The organism is Microbacterium sp. zg.Y909, from assembly GCF_024626565.1.
The window spans coordinates 1-970 of record NZ_JANJFJ010000607.1 but is presented as its reverse complement, the minus strand read 5'-3'; the positions used below and the strand labels follow the sequence as shown (position 1 = coordinate 970).

2 protein-coding genes are annotated in these 970 nt (G+C 72.1%); both read left to right on the top strand.

All coding sequences use genetic code 11. The annotated features are described in order from the left end of the window. Nucleotides 1-195: aminotransferase class III-fold pyridoxal phosphate-dependent enzyme (locus NQ160_RS23365; RefSeq protein ID WP_257517396.1), on the top strand; the 195-nt coding region annotated here is incomplete at its 5' end. Between the two features lie 133 nt (nucleotides 196-328). Further along, nucleotides 329-970 (top strand): aldehyde dehydrogenase family protein (locus NQ160_RS23360; protein WP_257517395.1); only part of this gene is annotated, 642 nt, incomplete at its 3' end.

Below are 970 nucleotides of genomic sequence, written 5' to 3'. Positions count from 1 at the left end.
GTCGATCCCGAGACGGGTGCGCCGGATGCGACGCTGACGGCCGCGGTCGCGAAGTCGGCCATCGCCGAGGGCGTCATCGTGCTCACCTGCGGCACCCACGGCAACGTCATCCGCTTCCTCCCGCCGCTGTCGATCACCGACGACCTGCTCCACGAAGGGCTCGACGTCGTGGCATCCGCCCTGGCCTCCCACTGAGCCGTCCGCGCCGCTCCACCCCACCGCGGCGCGCCTCGGGGCGTCCGGCGTGCGTGCCGAGCTTCGGGGACGGCATGATGGGCGTCAAGCACACGCTGATCCCTGCCGATGGGGCGGGGGGAACGGAGCACCCATGAGCACGTACGCCGTCGTGAACCCCGCCACGGGGGAGACCCTCGCCACCTATCCCACCGCCACCGCCGCCGAGGTCGAGCAGGCCATCGCCGTCGCAGACGAGGCCGCCCGCGGGTGGCTGCGCGAGTCGTCGGCCGAGGAGCGGGCGCGGCTGCTGCGCCGGGTCGCGGAGCTCCACCGCGAACGCCGGGACGACCTCGCCGCGATCATCGTGCGGGAGATGGGCAAGCCCTTGGCCGCCGCCGAGGGCGAGGTGGACTTCGCCGCAGACATCACCGAGTACTACGCCGACCACATCGGCGAGATCACCGGCGACACCCCCGTGGACATCTTGGGGGAGGGGACCGCGGTCATCCGCCGTGCGCCGCTCGGAGTGCTGCTCGGGATCATGCCGTGGAACTTCCCCTACTACCAGGTGGCGCGCTTCGCGGCCCCGAACATCGCGATCGGCAACGCGATCCTGCTGAAGCACGCCTCACAGTGCCCGCAGTCGGCCGAGGCGATCGAGAAGATCTACGCCGACGCCGGCTTTCCGGCAGGGGTGTACACCGACCTGCGCCTGACCAACGAGCAGGCCGCCGAGGTCATCGCCGACCGCCGCGTGCAGGGCGTGTCGGTGACCGGCTCCGAGCGCGCGGGT